General features: G+C 40.8%; 24 protein-coding genes. All 24 read right to left on the bottom strand.

The annotated features are described in order from the left end of the window. Positions 1 to 49: 49 nt before the first annotated feature. On the bottom strand, positions 50 to 640 hold the full coding sequence (locus CSV63_RS01280; protein WP_099694190.1) for a dipicolinate synthase subunit B: 591 nt from the start codon (positions 638 to 640) through the stop codon (positions 50 to 52). Then, positions 613 to 1,419 (bottom strand): hypothetical protein, encoded by an 807-nt coding sequence (locus tag CSV63_RS01275; protein WP_099694189.1) that lies wholly within the window; start codon positions 1,417 to 1,419, stop codon positions 613 to 615. Before CSV63_RS01275 ends, CSV63_RS01280 begins: the two co-directional genes overlap by 28 nt. Beyond that, complete coding sequence (locus CSV63_RS01270) at positions 1,412 to 1,690, bottom strand: YlmC/YmxH family sporulation protein (RefSeq protein ID WP_099630958.1); 279 nt, start codon at positions 1,688 to 1,690, stop codon at positions 1,412 to 1,414. Before CSV63_RS01270 ends, CSV63_RS01275 begins: the two co-directional genes overlap by 8 nt. A 57-nt stretch (positions 1,691 to 1,747) precedes the next feature. Beyond that, entirely contained in the window at positions 1,748 to 3,007 is a 1,260-nt protein-coding gene (locus tag CSV63_RS01265) for a M16 family metallopeptidase (RefSeq protein WP_099694188.1), read from the bottom strand. Positions 3,008 to 3,086: 79 nt separating this feature from the next. Next, on the bottom strand, positions 3,087 to 5,207 hold the full coding sequence (gene pnp / locus CSV63_RS01260; RefSeq protein ID WP_099694187.1) for a polyribonucleotide nucleotidyltransferase: 2,121 nt from the start codon (positions 5,205 to 5,207) through the stop codon (positions 3,087 to 3,089). A gap of 140 nt (positions 5,208 to 5,347) precedes the next feature. After that, complete coding sequence (gene rpsO, locus CSV63_RS01255) at positions 5,348 to 5,617, bottom strand: 30S ribosomal protein S15 (protein WP_099694186.1); 270 nt, start codon at positions 5,615 to 5,617, stop codon at positions 5,348 to 5,350. Between the two features lie 131 nt (positions 5,618 to 5,748). After that, positions 5,749 to 6,687, bottom strand: a complete 939-nt coding sequence (gene ribF / locus CSV63_RS01250; protein ID WP_099694185.1) for a riboflavin biosynthesis protein RibF — start codon at positions 6,685 to 6,687, stop codon at positions 5,749 to 5,751. Positions 6,688 to 6,699: 12 nt separating this feature from the next. Next, positions 6,700 to 7,611, bottom strand: a complete 912-nt coding sequence (truB, locus tag CSV63_RS01245; protein ID WP_099694184.1) for a tRNA pseudouridine(55) synthase TruB — start codon at positions 7,609 to 7,611, stop codon at positions 6,700 to 6,702. A 97-nt stretch (positions 7,612 to 7,708) separates the two neighbouring features. Beyond that, on the bottom strand, positions 7,709 to 8,059 hold the full coding sequence (gene rbfA, locus CSV63_RS01240) for a 30S ribosome-binding factor RbfA (protein WP_029053165.1): 351 nt from the start codon (positions 8,057 to 8,059) through the stop codon (positions 7,709 to 7,711). 22 nt (positions 8,060 to 8,081) lie between these two features. Continuing rightward, positions 8,082 to 8,360, bottom strand: a complete 279-nt coding sequence (locus tag CSV63_RS01235; protein WP_099630952.1) for a DUF503 domain-containing protein — start codon at positions 8,358 to 8,360, stop codon at positions 8,082 to 8,084. After that, the gene (infB, locus tag CSV63_RS01230) at positions 8,357 to 10,642 is read right to left on the bottom strand and encodes a translation initiation factor IF-2 (protein ID WP_099694183.1); all 2,286 of its coding nucleotides are present in this window, start codon (positions 10,640 to 10,642) and stop codon (positions 8,357 to 8,359) included. The genes CSV63_RS01235 and infB overlap by 4 nt, the downstream gene beginning before the upstream one ends. Further along, a complete protein-coding gene (locus tag CSV63_RS01225) occupies positions 10,620 to 10,970 on the bottom strand; it encodes a YlxQ family RNA-binding protein (RefSeq protein WP_099694182.1) in 351 nt (116 codons plus the stop codon). The genes infB and CSV63_RS01225 overlap by 23 nt, the downstream gene beginning before the upstream one ends. Beyond that, positions 10,967 to 11,245, bottom strand: a complete 279-nt coding sequence (gene rnpM, locus CSV63_RS01220) for an RNase P modulator RnpM (protein WP_099631034.1) — start codon at positions 11,243 to 11,245, stop codon at positions 10,967 to 10,969. The genes CSV63_RS01225 and rnpM overlap by 4 nt, the downstream gene beginning before the upstream one ends. 21 nt (positions 11,246 to 11,266) lie before the next feature. Then, entirely contained in the window at positions 11,267 to 12,460 is a 1,194-nt protein-coding gene (nusA, locus tag CSV63_RS01215; RefSeq protein WP_099694181.1) for a transcription termination factor NusA, read from the bottom strand. Positions 12,461 to 12,543: 83 nt separating this feature from the next. Then, on the bottom strand, positions 12,544 to 13,014 hold the full coding sequence (gene rimP / locus CSV63_RS01210) for a ribosome maturation factor RimP (RefSeq protein WP_099694180.1): 471 nt from the start codon (positions 13,012 to 13,014) through the stop codon (positions 12,544 to 12,546). A 141-nt stretch (positions 13,015 to 13,155) separates the two neighbouring features. After that, positions 13,156 to 17,463, bottom strand: coding sequence for a PolC-type DNA polymerase III (locus CSV63_RS01205; protein WP_099694179.1), 4,308 nt, complete (start codon positions 17,461 to 17,463; stop codon positions 13,156 to 13,158). 64 nt (positions 17,464 to 17,527) lie between these two features. Next, positions 17,528 to 19,222: a proline--tRNA ligase gene (locus tag CSV63_RS01200; protein WP_099694629.1), complete on the bottom strand. Its 1,695-nt coding sequence runs from the start codon at positions 19,220 to 19,222 to the stop codon at positions 17,528 to 17,530. A gap of 18 nt (positions 19,223 to 19,240) precedes the next feature. Then, positions 19,241 to 20,500 (bottom strand): RIP metalloprotease RseP, encoded by a 1,260-nt coding sequence (gene rseP / locus CSV63_RS01195; protein ID WP_099694178.1) that lies wholly within the window; start codon positions 20,498 to 20,500, stop codon positions 19,241 to 19,243. A 36-nt stretch (positions 20,501 to 20,536) separates the two neighbouring features. Further along, on the bottom strand, positions 20,537 to 21,691 hold the full coding sequence (gene dxr, locus CSV63_RS01190) for a 1-deoxy-D-xylulose-5-phosphate reductoisomerase (RefSeq protein WP_099694177.1): 1,155 nt from the start codon (positions 21,689 to 21,691) through the stop codon (positions 20,537 to 20,539). Between the two features lie 19 nt (positions 21,692 to 21,710). After that, positions 21,711 to 22,505 carry a phosphatidate cytidylyltransferase gene (locus CSV63_RS01185; RefSeq protein WP_099694176.1) on the bottom strand — a complete coding sequence of 265 codons (795 nt, stop codon included), beginning with the start codon at positions 22,503 to 22,505 and terminating at the stop codon, positions 21,711 to 21,713. Continuing rightward, positions 22,502 to 23,293 carry an undecaprenyl pyrophosphate synthase gene (locus CSV63_RS01180; RefSeq protein ID WP_099694175.1) on the bottom strand — a complete coding sequence of 264 codons (792 nt, stop codon included), beginning with the start codon at positions 23,291 to 23,293 and terminating at the stop codon, positions 22,502 to 22,504. Before CSV63_RS01180 ends, CSV63_RS01185 begins: the two co-directional genes overlap by 4 nt. A 132-nt stretch (positions 23,294 to 23,425) precedes the next feature. Next, positions 23,426 to 23,983: a ribosome recycling factor gene (frr, locus tag CSV63_RS01175; RefSeq protein ID WP_099694174.1), complete on the bottom strand. Its 558-nt coding sequence runs from the start codon at positions 23,981 to 23,983 to the stop codon at positions 23,426 to 23,428. Next, positions 23,980 to 24,708, bottom strand: coding sequence for a UMP kinase (gene pyrH, locus CSV63_RS01170; RefSeq protein ID WP_099694173.1), 729 nt, complete (start codon positions 24,706 to 24,708; stop codon positions 23,980 to 23,982). Before pyrH ends, frr begins: the two co-directional genes overlap by 4 nt. A gap of 79 nt (positions 24,709 to 24,787) precedes the next feature. Further along, positions 24,788 to 25,675 carry a translation elongation factor Ts gene (gene tsf, locus CSV63_RS01165; protein WP_099694172.1) on the bottom strand — a complete coding sequence of 296 codons (888 nt, stop codon included), beginning with the start codon at positions 25,673 to 25,675 and terminating at the stop codon, positions 24,788 to 24,790. Positions 25,676 to 25,757: the final 82 nt, after the last annotated feature.

Below are 25,757 nucleotides of genomic sequence, written 5' to 3'. Positions count from 1 at the left end.
TGTGATTGAACGAATTATAACATATGTTGAAGAATTTAAAAATCTATTTTCATGCATTATTATGAATTATTAGTAACGGTTGTAATTGTTTACTATCTATTGCGGAAGCAACGGTAGCAGGTAATAATGAGAAATCCGATATTAAGGAGTTCGGTTTTTTTATGCAATCATCTTGACCGAATGGAATAAAAAAGACGTGTTTCATATTCAATAACTTCATGAGGTTCATTCCGTTAAGTCCTAGTGCGTCATTTGTAGAAATACCAAGTACTACAGGTTTACCATTACGCAATGTTGCTTTAGCTGCCATCAAAACAGGTGAATCAGTAGCAGCATTTGCGAACCTACTCATAGAATTACCTGTAAGCGGTGAAATTACCATGCAGTCAAGCGGATTGGATGGTCCGAATGGTTCTGCTTCAACAATACTTGTCACTACCTTCTCGCCTGTCGCTTCTTCTATTCGTTTAATCCACTCTTCACCTGTACCAAAACGCGTTGCAGCATGAAGAACTGAATGTGTAATAATTGGAACGACAATCGCTCCCTCTTTTTGCAACGAAGTGATCATCGGAAGCAGTTGGTCGTATGTGCAGTGTGAAGCAGTGATGCCTAATCCGATTCGTTTTCCTTTGAGCATTTAGTTCCCCTTTCGTCTATACTTATTCTCAAAATCGCGTCAACTAATACAGCAGCCGCATCCTCGGGAAAATGCTTCCCGGGCAATTTGAGGTGTATCGTATAGTATTCAGCGGAATTGGAATGCTTTAGGCACCCAGGTGTGGAAGAGACATCAAATACATGTACAGTACCGCTTTGATTTGTATCGAGCCATGGAGCTGGAATAGTGTTAACTAAGTAGCCATGTGTGAATGTTGTGGTATCGTGGAGTTTCAGAGTGTTATATCCAAACACCTCTGCTTCCGCCAATTGTCCGTCAGCACGTGCAACGATGGTGACAGTGGCCTGCAATTGATACAATGTATGGGCAATTGCTTTTCCTACTCTGCCAAATCCAGCAATATAAAAATGCTTGCCTGCAATCTGTCTTTTGGTATGTTCATAAAAGACATGAACGAATGCTTCTGCAGTCAATTGAGCATTTCTCCAAATAAATTGTTCATTTTCTAGATAATTCGTATGCGTTATACCTTTGTCAGCAAGCTCTTGTCTCCATTCCGCTGAAGTATTACCGGAATAAACTGAAGAGCCTTTTTTCAAATAGTCTATGGGTATGCTTTGTTCCATCATCAACAAAGGAAGTAGAAGATGATCAGGCTTTGTATCTATCAAAGTTTGCTTTAACTGTTCATCAAACGTATCAGAACATATATATTCACTGTCAATTCCTGATTCCACCAAGAGTTCATTTGCGATGCGCAACCGTTGATCAGTGCCTACTACTAGCCATTTAGTCATACTCTTCCACTTCCTTTCTATTCAGTTCATGCGTTTTGCCAAATAAAATCCGATCTTCGCCCACTAGCACAATTTCATGCCAAGGAATATATTCAATTATATCTTGGTCTTTTTGCCTAAAAAGAGTTTTACCTAATTTTTTCCGTATTTCAAATCCAATGATTGCTCCTGTTTTTCGGTCGAACAGTAAATCTGTTTCTGCTAAGAAACCATACCTCATACCTTCTTCTACTTGAATCAGCTCTTTTTGTGCCAGTTCTGATAATTTCATGAAAGCCCTCCCCTATAAAGATCTCTTTCATCATATGTATCAGAGGCGAGAAGTCGACTAGTTCTGCAATTTTTTTAATTGCTGAATACTTGATTTAGGCGCGATAATGGATAGTGCACGATCACTTTCTAACATTTGCTGTCCTAGTCGATAGACATTTCGTTTTTCAACATTCTCAATATGTTTAACGACGTCATGGATCATCTGATGTTTTCCTAGCACTAATTCATTGCGTCCGTTCCTATACATACGCGATTCCGAGCTTTCCAAACCAAGAACAAAACTACCTTTAAGTTGCTCTTTGGCATTTCGCAACTCTTTATCTGTTAGACCGTCATGAAGTACTTCCGCAATGACCTGATCAATTGTACGATACGTCTCTAAAAAGTTTTCCGGTGAGGTTCCACAATAAATCACAAAGGAGCCAGCATTTTTATATGCGGCGTAGTATGTGTGAATCGAATAGGCTAGACCGCGATTCTCTCGAACTTCCTGAAATAACCTAGAGGACGTCGTTCCACCAAGGATACTATCGAATAAGCTTAACTCGTAAATTTTATCGTGAGTCGAAGGCAGAGATGGATAACCAAAGCATACATGAACTTGTTCAATATTTTTTGCTTTGATGATTTGTTGTGCTGTAAAATTCGGTACTTTTTCGTCTTGTATCGAAACAGGAGCTTGGTCTTTAGCTTGATAGCTTCCGAAGTTTGCTTCAATCAGCTTGATTAAACGTTCATCATAATTTCCTGCAATAGAAATAACCACATTTTCGGGGCGATAATGTTTCACCATGAATTCTTCAACCATTTCTTTCGTAAATGACTTGATGGTTTCAATCCGTCCACCTACAGGCTTTCCAATTGCATCTTCTGAGAACATTCCGGCCCATAATCTTTCATCCACATCTTCATCGGGCATGTCTTCAACAGAAGATATCTCATCCAGAATGACAGACTTTTCTTTTTCCATCTCCTCTTCTTTAAATTGGGAATGGAAAAACATGTCGGATAGGATTGTTAATGCGTATGAAGCATGATGACTTAAGACTGTAGTGTAATAGCAAGTCATTTCTTTAGAAGTAAAGGCATTTAGATCGCCCCCAATCTGATCAAACTGCTCGGCAATCATTCGTGCACTTCGTGTATCCGTTCCCTTGAACAACATATGTTCAATAAAGTGGGCAATGCCCTCTTGCTCTTTTGTTTCATTGGCTGAACCTGCATGCACCCAGACACCGATCGCCACGGACTGTAAATGCGGCATCTTTTCATGGATAATACGTACACCATTTGAACAATTATATTTTTGAATCACAGACTTCACTCCTTATTATAAGAACAAAAAGCCTCCTTCGCCGCAACTTGTGCAGGAAGAGGCTTTTTTTACGATTTGATTACTCTTTGTTAGCTTGTTCTTTTTCTTTTTCTTCTTGAATGACTACTTTTCGTGAAAGATTTACCCGACCTTGTCTGTCGATTTCAATTACTTTTACAAATAGTTCATCATCCAATTTCAATACATCTTCTACTTCTTTCGTACGTGCTTCCTGAATCTCAGAAATATGAAGTAAGCCATCTTTGCCCGGGAAGATTTCTAAGAATGCACCGAACTTCTCAATACGCTTAACTTTTGCCAAGTAGTACTCGCCCACTTTTGCTTCACGTACGATATTTTCGATCATGTTCTTAGCTTTTTCATTCATTTCAGAGTTTGGCGACGAGATATAAATCGTTCCATCTTGTTCTGTATCGATTTTCACTTGAGTTTCTTCGATAATTTTATTAATTACTTTTCCGCCTGGTCCGATCACGTCGCGAATCTTATCCGGTTTGATATGGATAACTATAATTTTCGGTGCGTACTCAGATAGCTCTTCACGAGTTGAAGATATTGTCGTCAACATATGATCAAGAATTTTGATACGACCAATTTTCGCTTGCTCAAGAGATTCTTCTAAAATCTGACGAGATAAACCGTCAATTTTGATATCCATTTGAAGAGCAGTAATACCATTAGTAGTACCTGCCACTTTAAAGTCCATATCGCCTAAATGGTCTTCCATTCCTTGAATATCTGACAGAATGGAATAGTCTTCTTCTTTTTTAATTAATCCCATAGCAATTCCAGCTACAGGCGCTTTGAGTGGTACACCAGCGTCCATCATAGCCATTGTAGAGGCACAAATTGATGCTTGTGAAGAGGAACCATTAGACTCCAATACTTCCGCCACGAGACGCATTGTGTAAGGGAATTCCACTTCATCGGGAAGCATAGGCTGTAATGCCCGCTCTCCCAATGCACCGTGACCAATTTCACGACGACCCGGAGCACGAATCGGACCTGTTTCACCTACACTGAAGTTCGGGAAATTATAGTGATGCATGAAGCGCTTAGACTCTTCTGCACCTAGACCATCAATAATCTGATTTTCACCAAGCGCACCTAATGTACATACACTTAGTACTTGTGTTTGTCCACGTGTGAATAATGCAGAACCATGCGTACGAGGTAAGATTCCAGTTTCGGATGATAGTGGACGAATTTCGTCAAGCGAACGGCCATCCGGACGAACTTTGTCGACTGTAATCAGACGACGTACTTCATCTTTCACCATTTGCTCAAGAACCGCTTTCACTTGCTTGATAGTCTCTTCGTCAGCTTCGGCTTCTGTGTACTGCTCAAGTACAGCTGCCTTCACTTCGTTGATCGCTTCCTCACGTGCATGCTTTTCTTCGGTTTGGATTGCTGTCATTAGTTCGCTTTCACAACGATCTTTTACTTCTTTACTGATGTCAGCATCCAATGTGAATAATTCAATTTCAAACTTTGATTTGCCAATTTCAGCTACAATTTCCTCTTGGAATTCGACTAATTTCTTAATTTGATCGTGACCAAACATAATTGCTTCCAACATGATCTCTTCAGAAACTTCTTTAGCTCCTGCTTCTACCATATTGATTGCATGTTTTGTTCCTGCAACGACTAAATCAAGTTCTGATGTTTCCAGCTGACTCGGTGTAGGATTGATGATGAATTCTCCATCTATACGACCTATTTGAACGCCTGCGATTGGTCCATCAAATGGAATATCTGAGATAGATAAAGCTAAAGAAGAACCAATCATAGCTGAAATTTCAGATGAACAATCCTGATCCACTGACATAACAAGTGAAATTACTTGGACGTCGTTACGGAAGCCTTCAGGGAATAAAGGTCTTATCGGACGGTCAATCAACCGACTAGTCAATACTGCATTTTCTGAAGGACGTCCCTCGCGCTTGATAAATCCTCCTGGGATCTTACCAACCGAGTACATGCGTTCTTCATAATTCACTGTAAGTGGGAAGAAATCTAGAGGTTTTGGTTTCTTAGAAGCTGTCACCGTGGAAAGTACTGTTGTTTCGCCATAGCGAACAAGCACCGCACCGTTAGCTTGCTTTGCAAGTTGGCCGGCTTCGATTGTAAGCGTACGTCCTGCCCAATCGAGTGTATAAACTTTTTTCTGTTCTGACATTGTAGAACTCCTCTCTATTCTAAAAACTGTATACATCTTGTATGTAATTAGTAATAGTGTATCAAACGTGATACATATATGCGAAATATTTCATCTTAATTCCATAGAAAAAAGCGGGCAAAGCCCGCTTCTCAGTCTTATTAACGGCGTAAGCCAAGTGATGCAATAAGATCACGGTAACGTTGAACGTTAGTTTCACGTAGATATCTCAATAGACGACGACGTGTACCAACCATTTTGTACAAACCACGACGTGAGTGGTGATCTTTCTTGTGAGTACGTAAGTGGTTGTTCAGGTTATTGATCTCTTCAGTAAGGATAGCAATCTGAACATCAGCAGATCCAGTATCATTTTCATGAGTCTTGAATTCGTTAATCAATTCAGCTTTGCGCTCTTGTGTAATAGCCATCCTTTTCACCTCCTAAATAAAAGTATCCCCGTCTCCCGAGCAAACGTTGGTGATTCGTTTTGCCAAGAAGAGGTTCGTGTAATGAACACTATTGTATCATATCACGGCATTATGTCAGTTGCAACAACCAACTAGTCGGATAATAAGTCCTTTGCTGTTTGCTTGTCTTTTCCAATTTGCAATTTTAATGCATCAAGTGAATCGAATTTTTGTTCCGAACGTATACGGTACAGCCATTCAATTGCCATTTTTTGTCCGTACAGATCCATATTGACGTCTAGCAGATGTACTTCAGCTGTAGGAATTCGATGTTCTGGATCATGAAATGTTGGCTTTACACCCATATTGCAGACACCGCGATACCATGTATCTCCAATCAGGCAACGCACGGCATACACACCACTGGCGGGAACTACATGTTCTTCGGCAGTTTGGATATTAGCCGTAGGGAAACCTAACTGACGTCCCCGTTTTTCTCCATGTATTACTTCACCCACTGTACGAAATGGACGACCGAGAAGTACCGCTGCCGCTTCTACATCACCATTAGATAATAGTTGGCGAATTTCCGTGGAAGATACTTTGTTCTCTTGATCGAAAGTCACTTTGGAAATAACTGTTGTCCCATACTCACCTTCTGATAGCTCTTGCATATCTTTCATCGTTCCAGAACCCTTTGAACCAAACGTAAAATCGAAGCCTGCCGTAACATGTTTAACACCAAGTCCTTTGATAAAGATATCGATAAATCTTTGCGGTGAAAGACTAGCCAATTCCCAATCAAAATTGACGATGAATAGTGTATCCACACCAAGAGATTCAAGCACCCTGACTTTTTCTTCAATCGGTGTAATATATCCAACGTTTTTCCCTGAAAACAACTGTGATGGATGGGGGTCGAATGTCATGACAGCTGTCTCGATTGATAAATCATCTGCAACTTTCTTTGCACTGCGAATGACTTCCTGATGTCCTTTATGTACACCATCAAAAAATCCAATAGCTAACGAAGAAGCAAGATGTTGTCGAATATTTATCGAATCCGGATACCGTAATCTATAGATTTTCATTTTTATCTCTCCTTACTCACTAGCTAGCAGCATTTTTTCCGGTTTCATTAAACCGGGCTTTGTTGGATGTTTTTGATAGATTGCCAACACGCGACCTTCGAACATCATCATGATAGAAGGATGATCAGTTAGCAGTGGTACCGCGGGAAGCACTTGACCATTTCGTATAGATTCCAATGATGCTGCGTCGATTTCAAATTGTGGAAAATCGGTCAATACATCTTCGATAGGCCGCAAAATTGTCTGTACTTGATCTAACTCCATCACTTGTGCTACTTCTTCGAGAGTTTTACAATGTGACTCGTCAAAATTACCCGAAACAGTTCGGACTAAGGATTCCATATGTGCTGGATATCCAAGTAGTTCGCCAATTTGCACAGCTAACGTTCGGATATAAGTTCCTTTACCGCATCGTACTCTAATGGAAAACATCACTTCTTCGCCACTGAAAAGTTGATCTTCATTCAATAAATCCATTTGATAGATTTGTACTTTACGCACAGGACGTTCTACATCAATGCCTTTCCTCGCATATTCATACAGACGTCTGCCGTTTACTTTTACCGCTGAATACATAGGTGGGATTTGAGTGATTTCACCTGTTAGTTGCTCTAATGCTTCTACAATTTGATTCCTTGTAAATTCCTTCTGTGTCAAATCACTTATTACAGTCTCGCCTTGCGCGTCTTCGGTTTCCGTTGAGCGCCCTACAGAAACGGTTGCGATATACTCTTTACCTGCATCTGTAATATATGAAGCGACTTTTGTGGCTCTTCCTATACAAATAGGCAAGACACCTTCTACTTCTGGATCCAACGTGCCTGTATGACCGACTTTTTTTGTCCGTAATATCTTTCGTAGCTTAAAGACACAGTCATGCGACGTCATACCTTTCTCTTTCCATAAAGGTAGAATACCGTTCATCTTACCCCTTCTTCCTAAATTCATTCAGAAAAACTTGCTCTATGTAAGAAGGGAGGAAGTCATGCCGCCTAAGCGACTATGAACTTCCTCCTCGTGTTTATTGTTCATTTTCGTCATTTACTTTGCGGATCAAGCTTTCAATCCGATTACCGTAAGCGACTGATTCATCGATTTCGAATTCAATTTCAGGTGTTTTGCGAAGGCGGATTCTTTGACCAATTTCTGATCGAATGAAACCTTTTGCTTTGGAAAGCCCAAGTAACGAATCTTCCTTTTCTTTATCCGTTCCTAGAACAGAAATAAAGATTTTCGCTTGTTGTAAATCTCCAGTTACGTCAACACCGGTCACCGTCACAAATCCGATACGTGGATCTTTCAGTTTTTGGCCGATAATATCGCCCAATTCCTTCTTCATTTGCTCTGCTATACGATTAGCACGCACTGACATGGCAATTCACCTCGTTCTTCGCTCATAAGTAGTCAACTGTACACGTAGTCATTTCCCAATCAGGATTGGATTCAAACAGACGAATCGCACGTCTCACTTCCCGTTCCGCAGCGTCTTTGGAAGATGCCACAGCAACTAATGCGAATGTAGTACGTTGCCATAGATCTTGATGATCGATTTCTGCAACCGATACATTATAGGAGTTTTTCACCCGATCCCTCATCCTATTCAAAACGGCTCGCTTTTCTTTTAAAGAAGCCGCCGCTGGGATGTAGAAAGAACATTCCGCGTAAACAATCATACTCTTTTAATTTCTTCCATAACGTACGCTTCGATGATATCTCCTTCTTTGACATCATTGAATTTTTTAATTGTAATACCACATTCATAGCCTTTTGCAACTTCTTTTGCATCATCTTTGAAACGCTTCAATGTATCCAATTCGCCTTCAAAGACTACAATGTTATCGCGCAAAACACGAACGCCAGCATCTCTTGTGATTTTACCATCGATTACATAGCTTCCTGCAATCGTTCCGATCTTAGATACTTTAAATGTTTCACGAACTTCTGCCTGACCTATTACTTTTTCTTCGTACTCCGGATCAAGTAAGCCTGTCATAGCTGATTCGATTTCTTCAATTACTTTATAAATAACACGGTGCAGGCGTATATCTACGCCTTCTGCTTCAGCAGCACGTTTTGCATTGGTATCTGGACGTACGTTAAATCCAATAACGATCGCGTTAGAGGCAGCTGCCAAAGATATATCGGACTCATTGATAGCTCCTGCGCCAGTGTGGATAATTTTTACATTAACGCCTTCTACTTCAATCTTCATTAGAGAAGCCGCCATTGCCTCAACAGCACCTTGTACGTCTGCTTTAACAATTAAGTTCAATTCTTTCATTTCGCCTTGTTTCATTTGATCAAACAAGTTATCGAGTGTTACACGTGTTTTCTCCACACGCTGTTCTTGAAGCGCTTCTCCAGCACGTGATTCAGCGATTTGACGAGCCGTTTTTTCATCCTTAAATACGACGAAACGATCTCCTGCAAATGGAACATCACTCAACCCAGTAATTTCTACTGGTGTTGAAGGACCTGCCTCTTTTACGCGACGACCAAGGTCACTGACCATTGCACGAACACGACCGTACGTATTTCCGACAACAATTGGATCTCCTACATGCAATGTACCATTTTGCACAAGCAAAGTAGCTACAGAACCTTTTCCTTTGTCGAGTTGCGCTTCAATTACAGTACCTCTAGCTCTAATGGAAGTATCAGCAGTAAATTCGCCTACTTCTGCAACTAATAGAACCATTTCGAGTAACTGATCAATTCCCTCACCTTTTAGTGCAGAAATTGGTACGAAAATCGTATCGCCACCCCAGTCTTCCGCGACTAAACCGTGTTCAGTTAATTCCTGCATAACGCGGTCAGGATTTGCAGAAGGTTTATCCATTTTGTTAACTGCAACAATGATTGGAACTTCTGCTGCTTTTGCATGGTTGATCGCTTCAATTGTTTGTGGCATAACACCGTCATCGGCTGCTACAACTAAGATTGTCAAGTCCGTAACTTTCGCACCGCGCGCTCTCATCGTTGTGAAAGCTTCGTGGCCTGGTGTATCAAGGAATGTGATTTTCTTGTCGTTAGCTGTAATTTGGTATGCACCAATATGCTGAGTAATGCCACCCGCTTCACCTTGCGTTACTTTAGTGTTACGAATAGAGTCAAGCAACGTCGTTTTACCATGGTCAACGTGACCCATAATTGTGACAACTGGTGGTCTTTCTGTTAGTTCACCTTGTACTTCTTCTTCCTCTTCAGGATCTTCGAAGTAGATCTCCAAGTCTGTTACGTCAATGCGTATCTCTTCTTCTACTTCCACGTCGTATTCCGCACAAATTAACTCAATTGCATCTTTATCTAATTCTTGGTTAATGGTTGCCATTACACCAAGCATGAACAACTTTTTGATGATTTCAGAAGGTTCTTTACCTAATTTTTTAGCTAGCTCACCCACTGATAATGACTCATAAAAAGTAATTTTATCCGGTAATGGTACTTCAACCTTTTGTGCAGGTACCGCCGGACGGTATCTACGGCGACCTTGATTAATCCCACGTGCTGGTGGTCTACCACCGCGACCGCCGCCTGGACGTCCGCCTCCGCCAGCTGGACGTGGTGAACCTGCACCCTGCTGACGTGGTGGTTGTGTGCTACCCGCTTTCGGAGCGGATGCAGATTGTCCTTGAGGACGAGTGGAAGCTGGACGGTTAGATCCGCCTTGGCCACTTGCAGGTCGGTTAGAACCTTGCGCACCAGTTGGTTTATTTGTGTTGTTTGGACGATCTGTTCTCTGGTTTGCTGGTTTGCTCGCTGGCTTAACTGTAGCAGTTTTCGCCTCTGGCTTTTTCAGATCACCAAACTTCTCATCTAATTTTGCAATAGATACAGGATCCAGTTCTTCCATATGGCTCTTTATTACTATATTACTTTTACTTAATTCAGCAGCAATATCTCGACTTGTTTTGCCTATTGATCTGGCATATTCATGTACTTTCATTTTCGTCATTAGCCCACCTCCGATTAAATTCATTGAGAAGCTCGGATAACTTTTTTGCAAATCCTTTATCTGTTAGTGCCAAAACGACTCGAGCTTCTTTTCCAATTGCATGCCCGAGTTCTTCACGGCTTCCAAATACATGCTTCTCAACGTTGTACGTATTACATTTATTCGTTAATTTTTTCATTGTGTTCTTTGATGCATCACCTGATAGGATAACCAGATGCGCTTCACCTGCACGAACTGCCTGTACGACTAAATCTTCACCCGTTACAATTTTACGTGCACGTGCCGCCATACCGAGCAATTGATAAATAGGTGTCGGATCTTTTATCATTTAATTGCCTCTCGACGAATTGCATGCAAGAGGTCTTCGTATACTTCTTCCGGTACTTTGACATTCAATTGATGTTCAATCGAGTGTTGCTTCCGTGCTTTTTCTACAGCATCTTCCGTTTTGGAAACGTATGTACCGCGGCCTGACTTCTTTCCCGTCAAATCCACGGATACTTCGCCTTCTTTCGTACGGACAATTCGAATCATTTCTTTTTTAGGTAACATGTCACCAGTCGCTGCACATTTACGCAAAGGGATTTTTCGATTGTTCGCCATCAGCATGCAATCCTTTCCAAATCAATCTTCTTTGTCTTCATCTGCGTATAAATCAAAATCTTCAGCTGATTCAGCTGGTGTTTCATCTTCATACTCATACGCTTCTAGGTAGTCATCTGCACTACCATCTACCTTTTCTACTGGTATTGCAAGAGATTCCTCACGGGGATAAATCCCTAATTCTCTGGCATCCGTTTCACTTTTGATATCAATTTTCCAACCCGTTAATTTAGCAGCCAATCTTGCATTCTGGCCTCTTTTCCCAATCGCCAAGGAGAGTTGGTAATCTGGTACAACAACAGTAGTAGAACGCTCTTCTTCATTTACTTGTACATCAATTACTTTTGAAGGGCTTAAAGCATTTGCGACGAAGATTACCGGATCTTCAGACCACTCTACGATATCTACTTTTTCACCATTCAATTCGTTCGAAATAGTTTGGACACGTGCTCCTCTTGAACCTACACAGGAACCTACTGGATCCACTTCTTCGTTTGTTGTATAGACAGAGATTTTTGAGCGATCGCCCGCTTCACGTGCAATCGATTTGATTTCTACTGTACCATCATATATTTCAGGCACTTCTAGTTCAAATAAACGCCGTAAGAGACCTGGATGTGTTCTGGAAACAAAGACTTGAGGTCCTCGTGCTGTTCTTTCCACTTTTGTAATGTATACTTTGATGCGATCGTGGGGTGCATATGATTCTGTTTGAATTTGTTCGCTTGACGGTAACACCGCTTCCACTTTTCCTAATCCAACGAATAAGTTTTTTGGATCCATACGCTCTACAATTCCGTTGACGATATCTTCTTCACGATCGATATACTCTTCATAGATCAAACCGCGTTCGGCTTCACGAACACGCTGGGTTACAACTTGCTTAGCAGTCTGGGCAGCAATTCGTCCAAAATCACGCGGAGTGACTTCTTCCTCAACGACATCATGTAGTTCATATACAGGATTGATGAGTTGTGCATCTTCCAATGAAATTTGCAATCGCTCGTCTTCTACTTCTTCTACTACATCTTTACGTGAATAGACAGCCATTGTGCCTTTGTTTAAATTCAAGTCCACACGCACGTTTTGTGCTTGGTTAAAATTTCGTTTGTACGCTGTCACAAGCGCTGCTTCAATTGCATCGACTATTACGTCTCTTGAAATACCTTTTTGCTGTTCAAGAGCTGTCAGTGCGTCGAGTAGCTCACTACTCATGTTCATCACTCCTACATTCCAATTGTTGTTGCTCTTGGTTCCTCGGACACTAGCGCAAGGCTAGACAGAGGTTGTTTTTCGCTTTAAAAATCAATTGCCAGTCGTGCGAATGCAATTTTCGTTTTGTCAATTTCCACTAGCACTTTTCTCGTCTTGATCCGTATTTCCACTTTTGCCTGTTCCGGTCCGTACCCGAGTAAATACCCTTCGAATTCTTTCATTCCATCAATCGGTTCATACGTTTTGATGAATACGTATTGGCCCACGGCTTTTTCAAAATCTTCATCTTTTTTCAAAGGTCTTTCCGCCCCGGGAGAAGACACTTCAAGGAAGTAATTTTGCGAAATCGGATCCACAACGTCTAGTTCCTCGCTAAGTTTATTACTAACTATCGCACATTGATCTATGTCAATATTCCCTTCAGGTGTATCGATGTAGACGCGTAAAAACCAATCGCGACCTTCTTTCAAGAACTCAACATCAACCAGTTCAAGACCCAATTCTTCAACGATCGGCCTCGCTAACTGTTCGACTTCCTCTATAATTTTACTCATATGGTATCCCTCCCGAAATTCAAAATAACAACAGAAAAGAGCGGGAAGCCCCACTCTTTTCCGCAAGACGTATAGCAAAAGTTGTTTTAATCGTATCACAAGGCCTTTTACAATGCAACTGAAGCAACCGTTGCAAGCCCATTAGAATAGGGATAGTTGGTTCGCTTCAGGCATCCCTTCCAAGCAACCGAGGTTATCCAAATACTCCACAACCGTTTTAGAAACTCGACCTCTCTTTTGGAAGTCTTCCTTCGATAAAAATTCACCGTCTTTTCTCGCTTCAACAATCGTCTTTGCAACGTTTGTTCCTAGTGAAGGAATCGAGTTAAATGGCGGAATCAGTTTATTGTCTTCAATAAGAAACTGTGTCGCATCCGATTTATAGAGATCAGGTTTCGCAAATGTAAATCCTCGCTCCACCATTTCCAACGCTATTTCCAAAACAACTACTAAGCTTTTCTCTTTCGGAAGTGCGTCCAATCCTTTGGCGTTGATCTCTTTAACTTTTGCTCGAATACTTGCAGAACCTTTACACATCGTCACCAAATCGAAGTCGGTCGCTCGAACGGTGAAATACGTCGCATAATACATAATTGGATGATGCACTTTGAAGTATGCGATTCGTAGTGCCATTAATACATATGCTGCGGCGTGAGCTTTCGGGAACATGTACTTGATTTTTTTACATGATCCGATATACCAAGCTGGCACTTTATTCTCTTTCATCGCTTCTTCAAATTCAGGAGTCAATCCTTTTCCTTTTCGTACTGATTCCATAATCTTAAATGCAAGAGAAGGTTCAAGTCCCTGATAGATCAAATAAACCATAATATCATCACGACAGCCAATCACTTCTGATAACTGACATGTTTTATTCTGGATTAATTCCTGTGCATTGCCAAGCCAAACATCCGTACCGTGTGATAGACCGGAAATCTGTATTAATTCAGAGAAAGTAGACGGCTTCGTTTCTTCTAACATCTGTCGCACAAATCGCGTTCCGAATTCTGGCACGCCAAGAGTTCCTGTTTTACAATCAATTTGTTCTTCTGTTACACCAAGAGAAGACGTACCACTAAACAGTGCCATAACACCTTTATCATCGGGCGGAATGGACATCGCATCGATGCCTGATAAATCTTCCAACATTTTAATCATCGTCGGATCATCATGCCCTAGAATATCTAATTTCAATAAATTATTATCGATGGAGTGGAAATCAAAGTGTGTTGTCTTCCAGCTAGATTCTAGATCATTCGCCGGGAATTGAATCGGTGTAAAATCAAAGATGTCCATTGTATCAGGCACTACAATGATCCCACCAGGGTGTTGTCCCGTATTTCGTTTTACGCCTGTGCATCCTTGTACAAGTCGGTCAATTTCCGCACCACGCATTTGGATATCGTTATCATTCATATACCCTCGAACATATCCATAAGCAGTTTTTTCAGCTACTGTTCCTATTGTTCCTGCACGAAACACATAATCTTCTCCGAACAGCTCTTTTGTATAGTTATGCGCATGCGCCTGATACTCACCACTGAAGTTCAAATCGATATCTGGAACCTTATCACCCGCGAACCCAAGGAAGGTTTCGAACGGGATATCCTGACCATCTTTTTTAAACATCGTCTGGCAATTTGGGCATGCTTTATCTGGTAAATCATATCCTGAACCAACTGAACCATCATCAAAAAATTCATATGTTTTACATGACGGACAAACATAATGTGGCGCCAACGGATTCACTTCAGTGATTTCCATCATGGTTGCAACAAATGAGGAGCCGACAGATCCCCGCGATCCAACTAAATAGCCATCGTCTAATGACTTTTTCACCAGCTTATGTGAAATTAGATAAATAACTGAGAAACCATTATCAATAATAGACGTTAATTCTTTTATGATTCGCGCTTCAACTATCTCTGGCAATGTTTCGCCGTATATTTGATGTGCCATAGAATACGTCAGATCACGTACTTCGTCTTCCGCCCCTTCAATTGTAGGTGTATACAGGTCATCTTTAATTGGTTTCACCTCACCAATACGTTCAACAATTTTCAATGGATTGTCTACTACAATTTCTTTCGCTACGTCTTCACCTAAAAACTCAAATTCTTTCAACATTTCATCTGTCGTACGGAAGTGAACTTCAGGTAGCGAGTGTCGATTTAACGGATTTGCTCCACCTTGTGAACGAACAAGAACTTTCCGGTAGGTCGCATCCGTCTCATTTAAGTAATGCACATTCCCTGTTGCACAAACTGGCAATCCCGTTTTTTTACCAAGCTTGATCATCTTACGCATAATATCCTCGAGGTTCCACTCATCTCGTATTAAATCGAGTTCAAGTAAATGCGAGTAGACAGGCTTTGGATGAAGTTCCAGGTAGTCATAAAAGCTTGCGATTTCTTCTACTTCTTCCATCGGCTTTTGCATTAACCCTTCAAATACTTCACCTTTATCACAGCCTGAACCAACGATTATTCCCTTTCTATATTTCACAAGTAACGAACGCGGTATACGAGGCACGCGATAGAAAAAGTCCATATGCGAAATAGATACGAGCTTAAATAAGTTTTTCAGCCCTTCATCATCTGTTGCAAGTAAAGTACAATGTGAAGGTCGTGAGCGTTTATACGCATCCCCTTCACCAATATTCTTATTTAGATCATCCAGCCACTTGATCCCTTTTTCTTGTGTCTCCGATAGCAGGCGCAAAAACAGATATGCAGTAGCTTCTGTATCGTAAATGGCGCGGTGATGCTGTGTTAATTCAATATCGAATTTTTTAGCCAATGTGTTCAAACGGTGATTTCGGAGTTCGGGATAAAGGAAACGAGATAGCTCCAATGTATCGATGACCGGATAAGCGATTGTTTCTATTTTTGCTCGCTTACATGAAGCATAAAAGAAGCCCATATCAAACGAAGCATTATGTGCAATCAACACTGCATCCCCGATAAACTCTATAAACTCTGCCATTACGTCTTCAACTTCTGGTGCATTTGCTACCATGTCATCTGTAATACCTGTCAGATTCGTCGTCACGGAAGACAACGGATGATGCGGATTGGCAAAGCGTTCAAACCGATCAATGATTTCTCCATCTCTCACTCGTACAGCTGCTAGCTCGATAATCGTGTCGTACACAGCTGACAAGCCTGTAGTCTCAACGTCAAAAACAACGTACGTATCTGTTTCAAGCAGACGGTGTTGCTCTTCATAGACAATCGGAACACCGTCATCTACCAGATTAATTTCCAAGCCAAACAACACTTTAATACCATGTTTTTTCCCAGCGTTATAAGCATCAGGGAAAGACTGAACGTTCGCATGATCTGTAATGGCAATCGCTGGATGTCCCCATTTAGCTGCTTGTGCCACTAATGCTGGCGCTGAAACGACTGCATCCATTTGACTCATGGATGTGTGCGCATGTAATTCCACACGTTTCTGTCCATCAGGTGCTTTGTCTATTCGTTCAATAGTAGGAATAACGGCAATATCTTGCGCCATCATGATTAAGTCACGTACGAATGTATCGTTCTGTATACCACCGCGAGCTCTTACCCACATACCCTTTTTAAAGGATTTCATAATTTCTGCATCTTCATTATCACGCGAAAACATTTTAACTAAGATGGAATCGGTGTAGTCTGTTACTTTCAGTGTCAATAATGAACGGCCACTTCGCAACTCTCGTACTTCCACATCAAATACAAAGCCTTCAATAATCAAACGTCTTTCTTCATCTTGTATTTCATGGATCGGCATCACTGGCTCGCCTGCTTTGATCGGTGTACCAAGAGATAATACTCTGTCAGAATCACCTTGCTCGCTTTTCATCGTTTCACGTTGTTGCAACTGACGATACGCTTGCTTGGATAACAGATCTTCTTCCTGCTGCTTTTGCGAAAGAAATTGCTGACGTTCTTCTTCTGCGTTATGGCATTCAACAATCGATACATCGAACATATACTTTGGAAAACCGAATTGCTGATAGAGAGATGATAATATATCCACATATTTATTTTTTAATGTCTGACACTCCAAATCGTTTGAGCAAGTAAGCAATAATTTCTCGCCGTGTATCTGAGGCTTTTGTTCCACTAAACACTGTCGTATAGGAGGAGATATATCCGCTAGCTCATCTACGATTAGTGGCCAATAATCTATAATTAATTGTTCATTCACTTCATTTTTTCTTACTTCCATTTCAATATGGACATTCGCAATAGCTGCGAACGATTCATGAACACGTTGTTGCATAATTTGGAATACCTCGATAGGTAACACTTCATCGAGTGTGATATTGAATTTCCACACTCTTGATTTCTTCTGTATAGTCACACGGTTTAACTCACCGTTTCGAAAATAGGTCATGAACTGATCATCTGTCAGTCCGGTCTGTTGCAGTAAAGTTAAAAACTTTTGAGCGGCATCCATCTAAATTTCCTCCATTCTATCGCGAAAAGAAGGGAAGTTCCGTTAACGGACTCCCCTTCTTGGATTAATCTGCACTAAAGAAGGATTGTAGCTTTTCCAACACTTCTTCTTTTTGCCAATCTATTGACTCGCCACTGTGGCGGTACATAACCTCGACAATGCCTTCATTTGCTTTCTTGCCAATTATAATGCGTACTGGTAAACCAATCAAGTCAGCATCTGCGAATTTCACACCCGCACGCTCAGCACGATCGTCATATAACACATCGTATCGATACGATTCTAGAACAGCATATAACTCATCCGCCAGCTGCGTTTGCACTTCATCCTTCACATTCGTTGTAATCAAATGAATATCAAATGGTGCTAAATGCTTCGGCCACTTTAATCCTTTTTCATCATTGAACTGCTCGGCAATTGTAGCCAGTAAACGAGAGATTCCGAGACTATAACTTCCCATAATGAAAGGCTTTTTTCTGCCATGTTCATTGAGGAATGTTCCTTTCATCTGTTCACTGAAGACGGTGCCTAATTTTCGTAAATGTCCCACACCAATTCCTTCAGTGAATTTAATCGTACCTATTCCATCAGGAGAACTGTCCCCTTCTTGAACGAAACGAATATCTACATAATCATCAATAGCAAAATCACGTTCAGGATTGACATTCAATAAGTGATAGTCGTCCATATTCGCTCCTGCCACTACGTTCACCATTGCTTTGATTGCATGATCTGCATATACCCTTACACCAATCGGTAGTTTCACAGGCCCAATCGAACCGGCATGACATCCTAATAATTCTTCAATCTGTTGTTCTGTTGCCAGCTCCATATGTTTCCCATGTAGAAACCGCTTCAATTTATATTCATTGACGCTATGATCGCCTCGGCAAATGACCATAACAAAATCATCGTCCACTTTATACACCAATGATTTAATTATACGCTCCGGACTAACTGATAAAAATGAAGCAAGATCATCAATCGTTCGTTGATTCGGAGTCGAGATTTTTATCATCTCTAACTGTTTTTCATCGGACAGCTCGTAATCTTCATGGACTTCGGCAAACTCCATATTCGCAGCGTAAGAAGAACTATCGCTATATGCGATTTGATCTTCTCCGTTTTCGGTTAACGCTATGAACTCATGGGAATCTGTTCCACCATCCGATATTACCATGCGGAAATGCATACCAAGACGGGTTAGCATATTGGTGTATGCCTGCATGACTTCTAAATACTTTTCATCTAAACTCTCTTGCGTTGAATGGAATGAATAGGCATCTTTTCTTATGAATTCCCTGCTATGAAGTAAACCTGCACGCGGCTTTATTTCATCACGGAATTTTGTTTTGATTTGAAAAATTGTTAATGGTAACTTTTTATACGATCGAATTTCATCACGGAGTAGGTCAATGATTGCTTCTTCATCGCTTGAGCTCAATGCCAATTGATTAGTCTGTCTGTCGGCGACATGGAACATCTCCTTGCCGTATGAATCCCATCGTTCAGTTTCCTTTAGAATACTTGAGCTCTGCAGTGCAGGCAAAGAAATCTCTATGCCTTCAATAGCTTCCATTTCCTGCCGGATAATCGATTCGATTTTTCTAAATACTTTTTGTGCAAGAGTTAAATATGTGTAAACACCATTGGCATTCTGTCTAATATAACCTGCCCGCAATAATAACTGATGCGAACGCATCTCTATTTCAGAGGGATTTTCACGCATTGTGGGTATAAACGTTTTCGATTGTTTCATCATATACTTCCACCTTTTTTAGAAGAAAAATCGTTGTATGTCATTCCATGTCACAACAAGCATCAAAACCATTAATAACATAATACCTACAAAATGCACCATACCTTCTTTTTGTTTATCAATCGGTTTGCCCCTTAAGCCTTCAAACAAGAAGAACAATAGTCTTCCACCGTCCAACGCAGGTAATGGCAGTAAGTTCATGATCCCTAGATTAATACTTAGTACAGCGCCCCAATTCATTAAATTGAAAATACCATGTTGAGCCACTTCTTCTGTCGCTTTATAGATTCCTACCGGACCCGACAGTGCATCTATTGTGAACTGACCCGTAATGAGCATACCTAATAATTCAAAAATCTTCACAGTCCATGAATAAGTCTGCTCAGCGCCGAACATTATGGATTTAATAAATCCTTTTTCTAACGGACTTGAATACATAACACCAATTTGACCGAATTCCTGTCCAGCGTCTTCCACCGTATCAGGTACTACATCCAAAACCACTTGCTTACCCGCACGATCCACTTCAATTGACATCGGGACTCCGGCGCTTTTTTGGATTGCTTCGGAAAACTTCATCCAGGAATCAATCGACTTACCGTCGACTCCTGTGATTAAGTCACCTTTTTTCATACCAGCCATCTCCGCCGGCGTATCCGACTTCACTTCCGAAATAATCGGTTCATTGGTTGGTACACCATTCATTAAACCAAGAGCTAGGAAGATGAAAAATGCCAAGATGAAATTAAAAAGCGGCCCTGCAAATATTGCCAATGCTCTGCTACCCAATGATTTGGATTCGAATTGACGATCGTAAGGAGCGATTAATGTCTCCTGCCCTTTTTCTATAATCAAAGCTGTTCTGGAAATTTTCAGATGAACCAATTGTCCATCTTCGTCATATCCTTCAATATATAATTTTTTATCGAGATCGGATGACTCCACTTCCACGTTTAAAATATTCGGATTGGAAACATTTCGATTTAAGTAAATCTTTTCTATTTCGTCTTGAGCATTCAATAATAAGCCTACACGGTAACCTGGCTGTAACTCGACTGTATCGAAATCTTCACCAGCCATCCGAACATATCCCCCTATAGGTAATAAGCGGATAGTGTATTGCGTTTCACCTTTGCGAATCGCTAAAATTTTAGGTCCCATTCCAATAGCGAACTCTCGAACCATGATGCCAGCTCTCTTGGCAAACAAGAAATGACCAAACTCATGAAATGCTACAAGTGTCCCGAATATTACTATAAACGCAATAACCGTTTCCATTCAGTAACCACCTTCACCGGCTATGATAGCCTGAAATTAATCTTGATACTTCACTATACCATAGACTTTTTTACGCGTATTGCGATCTGTCTCCAAAATTTCTTCCAAATTAGGATTTTTAATAGTTAGATGCTGCTGCATCATGTCCTCAATGATTTCTTCGATTTGCAAGAAAGGAATATGACCTTCCATGAACAGTTGAACCGCCACTTCGTTTGCCGCATTCATCGCTGTAGGCATAGTGCCTCCTTCCCTACCTGCATCATATGCAAGTGACAAGGCTTTAAATCGTTGATAATCCATTTTTTCGAAATGTAATTTGCCAATTTCATCTAGACGAAGACGTTTAGCATCAGCCATTTGAATACGATCCGGATAGGTAAGTGCGTATTGAATCGGAACACGCATATCAGGTGAACCTAGTTGCGCCATGACACTTGTATCTTCAAACTCCACCATCGAATGGATAATACTTTCTTTATGTAGTAGACATTCTATTTGATCATATGGCATCGCAAATAAATGATGGGCTTCTATCACTTCCAAACCTTTGTTCATCATCGTTGCTGAGTCGATAGTTAATTTATTACCCATCGACCAGTTTGGATGCGCGAGTGCTTGTTCTACTGTAACGTGCTGAAGTTGATCCCGCGTGTAGTCCCTAAAACTTCCACCGGATGCTGTTAATATCAAATTTGTGACTCTCTTCGGATTCTCACCATTTAACGACTGGAATAATGCAGAGTGTTCACTGTCTACTGGAACAAGTGGGACATTATGACGTTGTGCTGCTTCTACTACAAGATTGCCGGCTGCTACCAGTGTTTCTTTATTCGCAATGGCAATCGTCATGCCCGCTTTGATCGCCGCAAGTGTCGGTCTTAAGCCTACACTACCGATTACTGAGTTTAGCAAGACATCTGCTTCCAGTCCAACCGCCGCTTCAATTAATCCTTCATCACCATGAACGAATTGAATCTTGGGAAATTCTTTTTTTAAGCGCTCTGCATCCGCCTCTTCTAAAACAGAAACTAATTTAGGTTGAAATCTTGTAATGATTTCACTTGTTTTTTGTATATTTCTTCCTGCCGACATCGCTGTTAATTCAAAACGATCAGGATGAGCTGCAATAATGCTTAATGTTTGAGTCCCGATTGAACCCGTGGCACCAAGCAAATTGATTTTCTTCATATTATGAACTTCCTTTCCATTACCCTATGAATTGAACAAAGTGAAGCAACGGGAGTACAAACAGTAAACTGTCAAATCGGTCCAAAACGCCTCCATGTCCAGGCAGCAGCTTCCCTGAATCTTTCACGTTATAGAAACGTTTTAGTGCTGATTCTACTAAGTCACCCATTTGTCCTACAATTGATGCCACTATTGTAATGATAATAAACGACACGAATGACGTGGCGATAGGGTAGAACATATTATAAATCAACGTAATCACGACCGCAGAAATTATCCCTCCAATAAATCCTTCAATCGTTTTATTAGGTGAAATATCCGGCCATAATTTTCGTTTTCCTATTTTACGTCCAACAAAGTACGCACCTGAATCTGTTGACCAGATAATGAGTAATGCGTAGCCTATGTACTCTAAACCGAATAATCGAGTTTCGATCAAATAATAAAAACCAATACCAACATACAGCGCACTAATTGCACTGAATGCAATATCTTCGAATGTCCATTTATTTTTCATTATTACAGTATAAACCAATAACAATAATATCAATACATAGATCATTTCAAGCTTTTCTAAACTCAGGAAACTTTCAACCTGTTCTGTCCACCTTGATGGTAGTAAAATGACGAGCAGAAGTAACCATGAGAGTAATCCGCCGATAGAAAAAAGTGACATATTACGCATACGCAGTAGTTCGTATAAACCAATCGTAGATATCGCAAAAATCATCATGATAAACGGTAAGCCACCGATGATAATTAATGGCACAAAAAATACGAGAGCTACAATAGCAGTGATGATTCTTTGCTTCATCTTTTCTGATCTCCTTCCAAGCTTCCAAAGCGTCGATTTCTTTTTTGGAAATCTTCTATTGCTTGTAAAAAGCAGTCTTCATCATAATCTGGCCATAATACATCCGTAAAAATGAATTCCGCATAGGCAAGTTGCCATAGCATAAAATTAGACAAACGGACTTCACCACTTGTGCGAATTAGTAGATCAGGTTCTGGCAAGTGGGCTGTCATTAGCTTGGATTCAATTAAACCTTCATCAATTTCCTCCACTTTCAATGTTCCGGAAGCCACTTCTTCTGCCATCTCTTTCATTGCATGAACCAGTTCTACTCTACTCCCATAATTCATTGCAAAATTCAAAATTAACCCTTTATTTTCTTTCGTTTGTTCTATGGCTTTCTTAATCGCTTTTTCTGTATGACTCGGAAGCGCATCCATGTCTCCGATCATTTCCACTTTGATGCCTTTTTCCATTAACTCAGGCAAATACGTATTAAGAAACTCGCCCGGAAGGTTCATCAAAAAGTCAATTTCCATCCTGGGCCGCTTCCAATTTTCGGTTGAAAATGCATAGAGTGTGAGTGCTTTTACACCCATCGCATTTGCAAAATTGGTAATTTGCCGAACGGTTTTCATTCCTTCATGGTGGCCTGCAATTCGTGGCATTTTACGTTGCTTCGCCCATCTACCATTTCCATCCATGATAATCGCCACATGGTTAGGAATTTGTCTATTTTTAACGGCTTCTATCCGTTCGTCCAGCAACTGAATATCTGCCGTTTTTTTTCGCATTAGTTTTCTAAGCATAGCGTTCCCCCACTTGGCTCAATTCGGATACTCCTACTGACTATCCTACCAAATTGCATGGTAAATAGCATGCAAAAGAAAGAAAAGAGCGTCCTAAAAGTAGGACGCTCCTCCTTATAGAAAGTTCTGTACTCAGATTTCCAAGATTTCATTTTCTTTATCTTTTGCAGTTTGGTCAATCTTTTCGATAAATTCATCTGTCATCTTTTGTACTTGTTCATTGTAACGGCGCAACTCATCTTCAGTAATTTCTGCATCTTTTTCAAGCTTCTTCAAATCTTCATTGCTGTCACGACGAACATTACGAATCGCTACTTTTGCATCTTCTGCTTCACGTTTTACATCTTTCACTAAATCTTTACGACGCTCTTCCGTAAGTGCAGGTACAGCTAGGCGAATAACTGACCCATCGTTAGACGGTGTGATCCCGATGTCTGATTTCATGATGGCTTTTTCGATTTCACTAATTGTAGTCTTATCATAAGGCTGAACTACTAACAAACGTGGTTCTGGCACAGAAATTCCAGCCATTTGGTTTAACGGTGTAGGTGCTCCATAATAAATAACAGAAATTCTGTCTAATAAGCTCGCGTTAGCTCTTCCAGCACGGATAGAAGCCAACTGTCTTGAAAAGGCGCTATGCGCTTTATCCATACGTTCTCTCGTCTGATCCATTACTTCTTTTGTCATTGCTTATTCCTCCTGACGACCGTCCCGATGTTATCACCTAGTACGGCTTTTTTAATATTACCATTATCCATAATTGAGAATACTACGAGCGGGATATCATTGTCCATACATAGAGTCGATGCAGTGGAATCCATCACTTCAAGTCCTTGACTAATCACTTCAAGATAGGACAGTTCTAAGTATTTAGTAGCTGTGGAGTCCTTCATCGGATCAGCAGAATACACACCGTCAACGTTGTTCTTTGCCATTAAAATGACATCCGCTTCGATTTCAGCAGCACGCAGAGCAGCCGTTGTGTCTGTAGAGAAATAAGGATTACCCGTTCCTGCCGCAAATATTACGACACGTTTTTTCTCTAGATGACGGATTGCTTTGCGACGTATGTAAGGTTCAGCTACTTGTCTCATGTCAATGGAAGACATTACTCGTGTTTCTGGTCCTAGCTTTTCAAGAGCATCCTGAAGAGCAAGTGAGTTCATAACCGTTGCAAGCATTCCCATGTAGTCAGCTGTTGTACGGTCCATTCCCATTTCACTTCCGACTTTCCCACGCCAAATGTTTCCGCCGCCTACTACTACTGCTACTTCTACACCAAGTTCTACTACTTCTTTCACTTGGCTTGCAACTGATTTAACAACTTCCGGAGACAATCCGAAGCCTTGGTCTCCAGCTAATGCTTCCCCACTTAATTTTAACACGATGCGCTTATATTTTGGAATACTCATGTTGGCCCTCCTGCAATTTCCTATTCTCAAAAAAGAGGAACACATGATGGATGTGCCCCTCTGTACGATTGGATTATACTTAGTTACCTTTTACTTGGCTCATTACTTCGTCAGCAAAGTTGTCTTCACGCTTCTCAATACCTTCGCCTACTTCGTAACGAATAAACTCTACTAATGTTCCGCCAGTTGTTTTCACGAAATCGCGAACTTTTTGATCAGAATTCTTAACGAAAGCTTGATCCAAGACACAGATTTCCTCGAAATATTTCCCAAGACGGCCTTCTACCATTTTCGCTACGATATTTTCTGGTTTACCTTCGTTTAAAGCTTGCTCAGTCAATACGTTACGCTCTTTTTCTACTTCGTCAGCAGATACTTCGTCGCGTGAAATGTATTTCGGATTCATTGCTGCGATATGCATTGCGACATCTTTCGCTGCCTCAGAATCTGTTGAACCTTCAAGTACAGTCAACACGGCAATACGACCGCCCATGTGTAGGTAAGGACCGAAAGCGTCTTGATCTGTTTTCTCACGGATTTCAAAACGGCGAAGAGTAATTTTCTCTCCAATTTTAGCTACTGCGTTTGAAATGTGTTCAGATACTGTCAAACCGTTATCTAATTTCGCTGCGTTAGCTTCTTCTACTGAAGCAGGTTTCGTTGCAAGTAAGAACTCAGAAATTTCTTTAACAAGAGTTTGGAAGCCTTCGTTTTTTGCTACGAAGTCTGTCTCAGCATTCACTTCAAGTATAACTGCATCATTACCTTGAACTAAAATGTTTGCAACACCTTCAGCTGCAATACGATCTGCTTTTTTCGCTGCACTTGAAAGGCCTTTTTCACGCATATACTCCATTGCTGCAGTCATGTCACCGTCTACTTTAGTTAATGCCTTTTTGCAGTCCATCATACCTGCGCCTGTTTTTTCACGAAGTTCTTTAACCATTTGGGCTGTAATTGTTGCCATTTGAAAATTCCTCCTATTAGATATCATTTGAAATTTCTTATTGCTTTAAAAAGAGACGATAAGGGGTACGCCACTTATCGTC

The organism is Sporosarcina sp. P34, assembly GCF_002743375.1.
Taxonomy (GTDB): Bacteria; Bacillota; Bacilli; order Bacillales_A; family Planococcaceae; genus Sporosarcina.
The sequence above is the reverse complement of the archived record's forward strand: the minus strand, read 5'-3'. Positions and strand labels throughout refer to the sequence as shown.

Bases quoted from the DNA above. Each gene is read 5' to 3' on its own strand.
- CSV63_RS01280 (WP_099694190.1), bottom strand. From the start codon at position 640: ATGCTCAAAGGAAAACGAATCGGATTAGGCATCACTGCTTCACACTGC.
- CSV63_RS01275 (WP_099694189.1), bottom strand. From the start codon at position 1,419: ATGACTAAATGGCTAGTAGTAGGCACTGATCAACGGTTGCGCATCGCA.
- CSV63_RS01270 (WP_099630958.1), bottom strand. From the start codon at position 1,690: ATGAAATTATCAGAACTGGCACAAAAAGAGCTGATTCAAGTAGAAGAA.
- pnp (WP_099694187.1), bottom strand. From the start codon at position 5,207: ATGTCAGAACAGAAAAAAGTTTATACACTCGATTGGGCAGGACGTACG.
- rpsO (WP_099694186.1), bottom strand. From the start codon at position 5,617: ATGGCTATTACACAAGAGCGCAAAGCTGAATTGATTAACGAATTCAAG.
- ribF (WP_099694185.1), bottom strand. From the start codon at position 6,687: ATGAAAATCTATAGATTACGGTATCCGGATTCGATAAATATTCGACAA.
- truB (WP_099694184.1), bottom strand. From the start codon at position 7,611: ATGAACGGTATTCTACCTTTATGGAAAGAGAAAGGTATGACGTCGCAT.
- rbfA (WP_029053165.1), bottom strand. From the start codon at position 8,059: ATGTCAGTGCGTGCTAATCGTATAGCAGAGCAAATGAAGAAGGAATTG.
- CSV63_RS01235 (WP_099630952.1), bottom strand. From the start codon at position 8,360: ATGATTGTTTACGCGGAATGTTCTTTCTACATCCCAGCGGCGGCTTCT.
- infB (WP_099694183.1), bottom strand. From the start codon at position 10,642: ATGACGAAAATGAAAGTACATGAATATGCCAGATCAATAGGCAAAACA.
- CSV63_RS01225 (WP_099694182.1), bottom strand. From the start codon at position 10,970: ATGATAAAAGATCCGACACCTATTTATCAATTGCTCGGTATGGCGGCA.
- rnpM (WP_099631034.1), bottom strand. From the start codon at position 11,245: ATGGCGAACAATCGAAAAATCCCTTTGCGTAAATGTGCAGCGACTGGT.
- nusA (WP_099694181.1), bottom strand. From the start codon at position 12,460: ATGAGTAGTGAGCTACTCGACGCACTGACAGCTCTTGAACAGCAAAAA.
- rimP (WP_099694180.1), bottom strand. From the start codon at position 13,014: ATGAGTAAAATTATAGAGGAAGTCGAACAGTTAGCGAGGCCGATCGTT.
- CSV63_RS01205 (WP_099694179.1), bottom strand. From the start codon at position 17,463: ATGGATGCCGCTCAAAAGTTTTTAACTTTACTGCAACAGACCGGACTG.
- CSV63_RS01200 (WP_099694629.1), bottom strand. From the start codon at position 19,222: ATGAAACAATCGAAAACGTTTATACCCACAATGCGTGAAAATCCCTCT.
- rseP (WP_099694178.1), bottom strand. From the start codon at position 20,500: ATGGAAACGGTTATTGCGTTTATAGTAATATTCGGGACACTTGTAGCA.
- dxr (WP_099694177.1), bottom strand. From the start codon at position 21,691: ATGAAGAAAATCAATTTGCTTGGTGCCACGGGTTCAATCGGGACTCAA.
- CSV63_RS01185 (WP_099694176.1), bottom strand. From the start codon at position 22,505: ATGAAGCAAAGAATCATCACTGCTATTGTAGCTCTCGTATTTTTTGTG.
- CSV63_RS01180 (WP_099694175.1), bottom strand. From the start codon at position 23,293: ATGCTTAGAAAACTAATGCGAAAAAAAACGGCAGATATTCAGTTGCTG.
- frr (WP_099694174.1), bottom strand. From the start codon at position 23,983: ATGACAAAAGAAGTAATGGATCAGACGAGAGAACGTATGGATAAAGCG.
- pyrH (WP_099694173.1), bottom strand. From the start codon at position 24,708: ATGAGTATTCCAAAATATAAGCGCATCGTGTTAAAATTAAGTGGGGAA.
- tsf (WP_099694172.1), bottom strand. From the start codon at position 25,675: ATGGCAACAATTACAGCCCAAATGGTTAAAGAACTTCGTGAAAAAACA.